The 7,008-nt window shown below is 65.8% G+C and carries 8 protein-coding genes and 1 pseudogene; 2 read left to right on the top strand and 7 right to left on the bottom strand.

Translation table 11 applies throughout. From position 1 onward, the window contains the following. Positions 1-396: 396 nt before the first annotated feature. From rpsI to OC159_RS11940, 3 genes are all read right to left on the bottom strand, one after another. Positions 397-888 (bottom strand): 30S ribosomal protein S9, encoded by a 492-nt coding sequence (gene rpsI, locus OC159_RS11950; protein ID WP_265501398.1) that lies wholly within the window; start codon positions 886-888, stop codon positions 397-399. 2 nt (positions 889-890) lie between these two features. Then, entirely contained in the window at positions 891-1,355 is a 465-nt protein-coding gene (gene rplM / locus OC159_RS11945; protein ID WP_265501396.1) for a 50S ribosomal protein L13, read from the bottom strand. A gap of 133 nt (positions 1,356-1,488) precedes the next feature. Then, positions 1,489-1,929, bottom strand: coding sequence for a PaaI family thioesterase (locus tag OC159_RS11940; RefSeq protein ID WP_265501394.1), 441 nt, complete (start codon positions 1,927-1,929; stop codon positions 1,489-1,491). A gap of 56 nt (positions 1,930-1,985) precedes the next feature. Between OC159_RS11940 and OC159_RS11935 the strand changes: the two are divergent. Then, positions 1,986-2,780: pseudogene (locus tag OC159_RS11935) on the top strand (enoyl-CoA hydratase). An 85-nt stretch (positions 2,781-2,865) separates the two neighbouring features. Here the strand turns inward: OC159_RS11935 and OC159_RS11930 are convergent. After that, positions 2,866-3,561: an anti-sigma factor gene (locus OC159_RS11930; RefSeq protein WP_265501393.1), complete on the bottom strand. Its 696-nt coding sequence runs from the start codon at positions 3,559-3,561 to the stop codon at positions 2,866-2,868. Next, positions 3,558-4,127 carry a sigma-70 family RNA polymerase sigma factor gene (locus OC159_RS11925; protein ID WP_265501391.1) on the bottom strand — a complete coding sequence of 190 codons (570 nt, stop codon included), beginning with the start codon at positions 4,125-4,127 and terminating at the stop codon, positions 3,558-3,560. Before OC159_RS11925 ends, OC159_RS11930 begins: the two co-directional genes overlap by 4 nt. Before the next feature lie 195 nt (positions 4,128-4,322). Here OC159_RS11925 and OC159_RS11920 point away from each other — a divergent pair, with 195 nt between their 5' ends. After that, a complete protein-coding gene (locus OC159_RS11920) occupies positions 4,323-5,111 on the top strand; it encodes a DUF4394 domain-containing protein (protein ID WP_265501390.1) in 789 nt (262 codons plus the stop codon). A gap of 69 nt (positions 5,112-5,180) precedes the next feature. Here OC159_RS11920 and OC159_RS11915 read toward each other — a convergent pair whose 3' ends face one another. Both OC159_RS11915 and OC159_RS11910 read right to left on the bottom strand, forming a co-directional pair. Next, positions 5,181-5,561 carry a DUF4112 domain-containing protein gene (locus OC159_RS11915; protein ID WP_265501389.1) on the bottom strand — a complete coding sequence of 127 codons (381 nt, stop codon included), beginning with the start codon at positions 5,559-5,561 and terminating at the stop codon, positions 5,181-5,183. An 84-nt stretch (positions 5,562-5,645) separates the two neighbouring features. Then, entirely contained in the window at positions 5,646-6,953 is a 1,308-nt protein-coding gene (locus tag OC159_RS11910; RefSeq protein WP_265501388.1) for an esterase-like activity of phytase family protein, read from the bottom strand. Positions 6,954-7,008 lie beyond the last annotated feature (55 nt).

Raw genomic sequence — 7,008 nt, 5'->3', positions numbered from 1 at the left:
CAGGTCACCCATCCCCTAATTGTGTCCCAGGCGTCCAGAGCGTCAGCCCCAAAGTCCCGGCCCCTCAGGCGTCCCCGCCTTCGGTGAAGCGGTGTTTACGAGCCGCGAACGAGAGACGCAACAGAAAAATGAGGGGCCGCGCAGAAATTTCTCAACCCCCTGATCATCAATGGACAATCAGGAAAGAGCTTCTGCGTCGGCTCGTCGCTTGAACGACCCCTCGGGCATTTTGCACGGAATCATGACCTCCATGTGACACCGACCCCGAGTCGAGGCCGTCAGATCTCAGGTTTCTGGCATCATGTGCCCAAACGAAGAGCAAACTGACCAATCCGCTGGCAGAACGAAAAAGGGCGCGGCCAGTGCCGCGCCCTTTGAAAACAGGATCGCCGAGACTCAGCGCTTCGAGAACTGGAAGCTCCGGCGAGCCTTCGCCTTGCCGTATTTCTTACGCTCGACCACGCGGCTGTCGCGGGTCAGGAAGCCTGCCGCCTTCAGCGCGGCGCGCAGGCCGGGCTCGTGCAGCTGCAGCGCCTGGCTGATGCCGTGCTTGACGGCACCGGCCTGGCCCGACAGTCCGCCGCCCTTTACGGTCGCCTGGACGTCGTACTGACCAGCCACGCCGGCCACGTCGAACGGCTGCTTCAGGATCATCTGAAGAACGGGACGCGCGAAATAGGCGTTGATGTCCTTGCCGTTCACCGTGACCTTGCCCGAGCCGGGCTTGACCCAGACGCGCGCGACCGCGTCCTTGCGCTTGCCGGTGGCATAGCTGCGGCCCAGTTCGTCGCGCTGCGGCTGGCGGTTGACGGCGGCTTCGACGGCAGCGGCGGGCGTGCCCGACACGGCCGACTTCAGGTCGTCCAGAGATTTGATGTCTTCGGCCATGATCATGCGCTCCGGGTGTTTTTGTCGTTCAGGACCTTGACGTCCAGAACTTCGGGCTGCTGCGCCTCGTGCGGGTGCTCGACCCCGGCATAGACGCGCAGATGGGTCATCTGCTGCTTGCCCAGCTTGTTGCGGCTGATCATGCGCTCGACGGCCTTCATGACGACGCGCTCGGGGTGGGCGCCTTCCAGGATCTGGCGCGCGGTCCGGTGCTTGATGCCGCCCGGGTGGCCGGTGTGCCAGTAGTATTTCTTGTCGTTGCGCTTGTTGCCCGTCATCTGCACCTTGTCGGCGTTGATGATGATCACGTTGTCGCCCATGTCCATGTGCGGCGTGAACGTCGGCTTGTGCTTGCCGCGCAGGCGGTTGGCGACGATCGTGGCGAGGCGGCCCAGAACGACGCCCTCGGCGTCGATCAGGATCCACTTCTTCTCGATCTCCGCCGGTTTCGCGGTATAGGTTTTCATCTGTCGTCCCTTCAGGGTCGTGTGCATTCGAGATGGGCGTATATCCCGGATCGCACGGCGCAGGTCAAGCGGCCCTCTCCCTAATTTCACCAGCACAAACAGTCACTTAAAACTTAGGTATCAGAATACCTCATTACAACCCGCCGGTTTCCGGTCTTTTCGGCGGAATCGAGTACGTCATCGAACACCGTGCCACCGGCTCCTCGTCCCCCTCCGAGAAGATCAGCGCCTCGGCGACGGCCAGGCTACGGCCCAGCTTCAAAAGCCGGCACTGCGCCAGAAGATCCACCCCCGCGGCAGGCTTTCTCATGAAATCGACCGATGCGTTTGTCGTTACCGCCAGCGCCACCGGCCCGATCCGTGACAGGATCACGCAATAGATCGCCAGGTCCGCCAACGCAAAGATCGAGGGTCCGCTGACCGTGCCGCCGGGGCGCAGGTGTTCCTCGGCCACGATCAGCCGCGCCGTCAGAAGTTCCGGCCCCGTTGTCTCGACCCGGTAACTGCCGGCCACCTGTGGAAACTCGATCCCCAGAAATTCGTTCAGCGTCCCGGCATCCATCACGATCGTCATGCTTCCCCCCTGCCCGCACCGCGCCTAGGCTCTCGGGAAACGGAGGAGAGTGCAAGATGGACAACCTGCTACGGCGCGAGGATCACGGCCCCATCGTCCGGCTGGTGATGAACAGCCCCGACAGCTGCAACGCCCTGTCGCTTGCGATGATCGACAGCCTGACGGGCGCCTTGCACGACATCGCCGCCGATGACGATGTCCGGGCGGTGATCATCGCGGCGTCCGGCAAGGCATTCTCTGCGGGACACGACCTGCGCCAGATGCAGGCCATGGCACAGGACGAGGCTGACGGGCAGGACGCGCTCGGGGACCTGTTCCAGCGCTGCGCCACGCTGATGCAGGCGATACCCGCCCTGCCGCAGCCCGTCATTGCCGAGGTTCAGGGCATCGCCACCGCGGCTGGCTGCCAGCTGGTGGCCTCTTGCGACATGGCCGTCGCCGCCGATACCGCCCGGTTCGGCGTGAACGGAGTCTCCATCGGCCTTTTCTGCTCAACCCCGATGGTCGCGCTGACCCGGGTGGTTTCGCCCAAGGCCGCCTTCGAGATGCTGACCACGGGCGAGTTCATCGGCGCTGGACGTGCCTGCGAGCTGGGTCTCGTGAACCGCACGGTGCCGGCCGCCGACCTGCAGTCGGAAACGATGCGCCTCGCCGAAAGCGTCGCAGCCAAGCTGCCTGCCGCGATCCGCTTGGGGAAACGCGCCTTCCACGATCAAGCAGGTCAGGCCACCCAGGCGGCCTACTAGCTTGCCGGGCAGGTCATGTGCCAGAACATGGCGCTTGCCGACACCGTCGAGGGCATCGCCGCCTTCCTCGAAAAGCGGCAGCCGGCGTGGGCGGGAAAGGCGTAGTCAATCCAGGCCGTCCCCAAAACGCGTCCGGTCCCCTGAACTGCGGCCCACCGTCAGCACCACAGGCAACGATACCGCAGGCGCGTCAGATTTCGTCCTGCCGCGCCGCCAGCCCCTTCGCCAGGATCCGCCCCGTCGGCCGACCCGTGGGAGAGCCGCCCAGAGGCTCCAGCGTTATCTCGTAAAGTTGCCCGTTGGTCGGCGCCGGAAGTCGCGGGGGATCAAGCTCGGTGCCCTGCGGCCCAGTCAGAAGCCCAAGCGAGACCGGCCCCATCTTTGCCGACGGAAGCGTCCAGACCTGCATCTGGCGGTCGTCGGGAACGTCGACGCCGGACACGAAGCGGATGCGGGCGTCCGCCGCACCGAAATCCTCGACCACCGCAGTCGGGTTGCCGGCCTCGTCCACCAGCACCGCGACCACCACGGGGTCCGGCACCAGCCATGTTCCACCCAGGACCGCGCCTGCCAGGATGCCGATGGCGGCCGCGATGCCTGCAGGCACCCACCGCCGCGGCGGCCGCGGCTGGTTGGCCACCGACGGCTGGACCGGCGACACCGGCCGCCGCTCCGCAAGCAACGGAACGATGCCGTCCCACAAGGCTGCAGCGCCGGGCAGCACAGCCGCCGTCAGGTCAAGCGGTAACATCCGGTCCCGCGCCCGCGCAACCGCAGCGCACCAGTTCGGGTCCCGCTCCATCTCGACCTCCAACTCGGCCTGGGCCCTTTCGTCGAGAAGCCCCAGAACGAAGGCGTCGGCCTTGCCGTCCAGATCCGCGCTCATGACAGACACCTCCGCAACAGATCGAGACCGCGCCGGATCCACGACTTGCACGTTCCCAGCGGCACCGACTGAATCGCCGCAATCTCTCCGTGCGTGAAGCCGCCGACATAGGCCAACAGGATGGCGCGGCGCGTGGCCGGTTCCAGCCCCGTCAGGCAATCCTTCAGCGCCACCCTGTCGCCGAGCGCATCAAGCCCCGCGCCGGCCGCCTCCAGGCGCGCATCCTGCATCGCCGTCAGCGTCTCGGAGGGAAGGCTCTCAAGACGACGGCCGTCACGCAGGATGTTCAGGCAGCGATTGCGGAGGATCGCAAATATCCAGCCACGGGCAGAGCCCTCGCCTGCGCGGAACTGGTGCGCCTTGCGCCAGATCTGCACCATACTTTCCTGCACGGCCTCCTCGGCAAGGTCGCGGCGGTGCAACATCCGCTGCGCAATGCCCAGCATCCGCCCGCCCTCGTTCTCGAGAATCAGCCGCAATGCCTGATGCTCTTCTCGCGCGCAACGCCGCAAGGCATCGGTCAGATCGACGGGCGCATCCGTCTCCGCCATGGCGGACGTATCCATTCGGGGCCTCCCCTGGTGACGCCGCATCGTGGCACGTCCCGTCAGGCGGGGTCCAGCCCAGCCACCCGACGGCATCGGCCCAGGTTCGAGGAAAAAAAAAATCCGGCTGTCCTGCATCCGGATGGGCCTGTTGCTGTGTCTCCGGGTCATGATGGGCGGCAGGACGCTGCCCACGAAGCCCGAAAGGATCGACACATGACCGCTTTCCGCACCGCCGTCGCAGCCACCCTGACCCTCGGCACCTGGACCGGGGCCGCCGTTGCCGCGCCGATGATCGGCCTGATCGACGGCAACACGCTTGCCAGCTTCGACAGCGAAACCCCGGCCGAGGTCACGACGATGCCCATCACCGGCGTCGAGATGCTGGTCGGCATCGACTATCGCCCCGGCAACCAGACCCTGGTGGGCGTCACCAGCGACAACAGGATCGTCACTGTCGATCCGGCCACGGGCACCGCGACCCAGCTCTCGACGATGGACATCCCGCTGCCGATGGCCGACATGCCGGTCATCGTCGACTTCAACCCGATGGCCGACCGCCTGCGCCTGATGTCCGGCACGACCAACCACCGCGTCAACGTCGATACCGGCGAAGTGACCGTCGACGGATCGTTGGCCTTCGAGGAAGCCGACATGCATGCCGGAGAGGCCCCGGCCATCGCGGCTGCCGCCTATACCAACAGCTTCGGCAAGCCCGAGGAAACCGCGATGTACGACATCGACACGACCATCGGCGCACTGATCCGGCAGACCTCGCCCAACGACGGCACGCTGGCCGCCGTGGGCAAGCTGGGGATGACGATGGACGACACGACGCCCGCTTTCGACATCCAGACGACCGAGGACGGCACGAACACCGCCTGGCTGGTCGCCGGCGGCACGATCTACAACGTCGACCTAGAAACCGGCGCGGCGACCGAGGCCGGCATGCTGGAGGGTGTGGAAGGTGACCTGATCGACATCACCGTCATGCCCGCGATGTGATGGCTGCGCCGGTCGACAAAGCCGGCTTCGCTGAAAGTGCAGGCGTCGGCACCGCGCCGCCTGCACACCTTATCCGGGCAGGCTGCCTACGGGCGCGCTGCCCTCGTCACGCTCCAGGTGCTGGCGGAGGATCTCGACATTGCGCAGGTTCGACCTGAACCCGATGTCGAAGATGCTGCCCAGGACGGGAATGCTGCCGATCACCGTGTCCAGGGCGACATTGACACCCTGCCGCGCCAACCGGCGCTTCGGCAGACCCATGCGGCGGCTCTCCAGCAGGATCCACGCGGCAGGCAAGGTGGCGGCCAAGTCGCCCACGACCGGGATCAGGCCGGCGATCGAATCGTAACCGATGCGGATGCCAGTGCCGGGGATGCGAAAGACCGAATCGAGCTTTCGCGACAGCCTGTCCAACCGCTCGAAACGGTCCTTGTGCGGGTGATCTCTCATGCTGGTGAAAGCCGCCTCGCCCGTCCCGGGTTCCGGATCAGCCCGTTCGGCCGTGGATGGCGGACCGCCGCCCTGCCCATTCCGTCACTCTGCCTTCAGGAAGTCACCAACCTCCAGAAGGATCATCTCGTTGTCGTCCGCGCGGCCTTCCTGCCGGCCGACCGAGAATGGGAAGTTGTTGTCATTGGCGACCACGATATGGGTCTCGTCGATCCGGTCGACATCCTCGATGGTGACGAAGGGAAAGCTGAACACGCCGTCGATGGTCCCGCGCGGCGCGATTCCTTCGGGGTCCAGGATGTTCATCAGGTCGATATAGGCGATCTTTTCCAGCACGCCGTTCTCGTCCAACCGCTCCAGGTCGACCAGGTAGATGCGCTTGAACGCAGCCGGCGTCTCGGCCCAACCTTCGCGCGGATCACCCTGTCCGTTGTCACGCTCGATGATCAGGCCGCGCGTGCCCTCGATCAGGTTGAAGTCACCGATCGCGTGGCCCGCATCCTCCAGCGGATAATAGCGGATCTTGTCGCCCCACTGTCCCGTTTCGGTGGACACCTCCATCATGCGCAGGACCGGCACGCCGTTCACGGTCTCTTGTGCGCCCGCCTCTGCGTCCCAGACGGACTTTTCCAGCAGCGGATAGAGCGTCTTCCGGTCCTCCGACAGCGCCATCCCCTCATAGCCGCCGGACCGGAAGGTCACGACCTCGGCCGGCAGTTCCGCGCCCGGATCGGCCGCCGTGACGAAAACGTTGTCGGGCGAGCGCATCAGGTTCCCGCCCGGTTCGGTCGCCAGCACCTGCAGCACCTGTCCCTCGGCGTCGACCTGAATGACCCACGGCCCGAACTCGTCGCCGATCCAGTAGGTGTCGCCGACCGGCTGGATCGATTCAGTATCGAAGTCGGCGCCGGTCAGGTAACGTGCCGGAGTGGCCTCGTTCATGATCGGGAAGGAAACCTTCTGGTCCGGATCGGACAGGCGCACCGTCCGCTCGATGGCGATGCGGCCGGTCTCCCAATCGGGCTTGACGATGTTGAACATCAGGATGACGTCGGACGAGTTTCCCCTGGCGCCGAAGCCGTTGTCCGTCAGCACCAGGAAACGCCCGTCCCCCAGCGACCGGATGCCCGAAAAGCCTTGGAGGGGCTGCCCCGGGAAGGGCAGCGCCATGCCGTTGCCCTGGACGTTCGCGTAAGGGTCGGTGATGCGACCGTCGTTGCCGGTGAAACGGCCCGAAAGGTTGTAATGCGGCGACGCGCCGTCCGGCGCAGGCACGAAGGTCGCGGCGGGCAGTTCGGCATGCGCGGTCAGCGTGGCGCCGAATGCCTCTTGCGCATGGGCGGCGGTCGTCGACAGCGCCAGCAGCGCTGCGGGGATCAGGGTGTTCTTCATCTTCGGACGTCCTCGTGGTCAGCAGGTGCAGGGCCTGCGGGCCCTGCTTGCTGCG

This window comes from Paracoccus beibuensis (assembly GCF_026162625.1).
Lineage (GTDB): Bacteria > Pseudomonadota > Alphaproteobacteria > Rhodobacterales > Rhodobacteraceae > Paracoccus > Paracoccus beibuensis.
Note: the sequence above shows the minus strand (reverse complement) of the source record. Positions and strands in the feature narration are given on the sequence as shown.

What these genes read in the sequence shown, in the direction of transcription:
- rpsI (WP_265501398.1), bottom strand. Translation starts at nt 888, where the DNA reads ATGGCCGAAGACATCAAATCTCTGGACGACCTGAAGTCGGCCGTGTCG.
- rplM (WP_265501396.1), bottom strand. Translation starts at nt 1,355, where the DNA reads ATGAAAACCTATACCGCGAAACCGGCGGAGATCGAGAAGAAGTGGATC.
- OC159_RS11940 (WP_265501394.1), bottom strand. Translation starts at nt 1,929, where the DNA reads ATGACGATCGTGATGGATGCCGGGACGCTGAACGAATTTCTGGGGATC.
- OC159_RS11930 (WP_265501393.1), bottom strand. Translation starts at nt 3,561, where the DNA reads ATGAGCGCGGATCTGGACGGCAAGGCCGACGCCTTCGTTCTGGGGCTT.
- OC159_RS11925 (WP_265501391.1), bottom strand. Translation starts at nt 4,127, where the DNA reads ATGGATACGTCCGCCATGGCGGAGACGGATGCGCCCGTCGATCTGACC.
- OC159_RS11920 (WP_265501390.1), top strand. Translation starts at nt 4,323, where the DNA reads ATGACCGCTTTCCGCACCGCCGTCGCAGCCACCCTGACCCTCGGCACC.
- OC159_RS11915 (WP_265501389.1), bottom strand. Translation starts at nt 5,561, where the DNA reads ATGAGAGATCACCCGCACAAGGACCGTTTCGAGCGGTTGGACAGGCTG.
- OC159_RS11910 (WP_265501388.1), bottom strand. Translation starts at nt 6,953, where the DNA reads ATGAAGAACACCCTGATCCCCGCAGCGCTGCTGGCGCTGTCGACGACC.